At 67.5% G+C, this 1,108-nt stretch carries 2 protein-coding genes; both read left to right on the top strand.

What is annotated here, in order from left to right; genetic code table 11:
* A partial coding sequence (locus AC2VON_RS01150) for an acyl-CoA dehydrogenase family protein (protein WP_486951307.1) occupies positions 1–546 on the top strand: 546 nt, incomplete at its 5' end.
* Positions 543–1,049 (top strand): MaoC family dehydratase, encoded by a 507-nt coding sequence (locus AC2VON_RS01145; protein ID WP_486951306.1) that lies wholly within the window; start codon positions 543–545, stop codon positions 1,047–1,049. The genes AC2VON_RS01150 and AC2VON_RS01145, both read left to right, overlap by 4 nt.
* Positions 1,050–1,108 lie beyond the last annotated feature (59 nt).

The following is a 1,108-nucleotide window of genomic DNA, read 5'->3' as shown; positions in this document are numbered from 1 at the left end:
AACAAGGTCGGCTGGAACGCTTCGGACACCCATCCGCTGACGTTCGTCGACGCCCGCGTCGACGAGCACAACCTGCTCGGTGAGCGCGGCAGCGGCTACGCGAACTTCTTGTCCATCCTCGACGAGGGCCGGATCGCGATCGCCGCGCTGGCAACCGGCGTGGCACAGGGCTGCGTCGACGAAAGCGTCCGCTACGCGCGCGAACGCGAGTCGTTCGGCAAACCGATCGGACAGTATCAGGCGATCAGCTTCAAGATCGCCCGGATGGAGGCACGCGCCCACGTCGCACGCACCGCCTACTACGACGCGGCCGCGAAGATGTTGGCGGGTAAGCCGTTCAAGAAGGAGGCGGCGATCGCCAAGATGATCTCCTCGGAGGCCGCGATGGACAACGCCCGCGACGCCACCCAGATCCACGGCGGCTACGGCTTCATCAACGAATTCCCGGTGGCCCGCCATTATCGTGACAGCAAGATCCTGGAGATCGGCGAGGGCACCACGGAGGTGCAGCTGATGCTGATCGCCCGGTCGCTGGGGCTGTCATGAGCGGCGCCGGGGAACAAGCGCCCAAAACCGTTGAGCAGCGCGGACTGTGGTTCGAGGAGTACCAGATCGGCACCACCTATCTGCACCGGCCCGGGCGCACCATCACCGAGGCCGACAACGTGCTGTTCACCACGCTGACGATGAACACCCAGGCGCTGCACCTGGACGCCGCCTGGGCGGCGCAGCAGCCCGGATTCGGCGGCCAGCGGCTGGTGAACTCGATGCTGACCCTGTCCACGTTGGTCGGGCTGTCGGTGGCGCAGCTGACCCAGGGCACCATCGTGGCCAATCTCGGGTTCTCGGAAGTGTCGTTTCCCAAGCCGGTCTTCCACGGCGACACCCTCTACGCCGAGACGGTGTGCACCGGCAAACGCGAGTCCACCAGCCGGCCGGGGGAGGGCACCGTCACTCTGGAGCACATCGGGCGCAACCAGCATGGCGACGTGGTCGCCCGCGCGGTGCGCGCGACGCTGGTGCGCAAACGCCCGGTCGACGACGCATGAGCATCCGGTCCGCCGGCCCGGCGTGGCTGTTCTGCCCGGCCGATCGCCCGGAGCGGTTC

The organism is Mycobacterium sp. TH-M82 (genome assembly GCF_057473605.1).
This window is presented reverse-complemented; position numbering and strand designations above follow the sequence as displayed.

Excerpts from the sequence above, each read along its gene's own strand:
- AC2VON_RS01145 (WP_486951306.1), top strand. The coding sequence starts at position 543 with ATGAGCGGCGCCGGGGAACAAGCGCCCAAAACCGTTGAGCAGCGCGGA.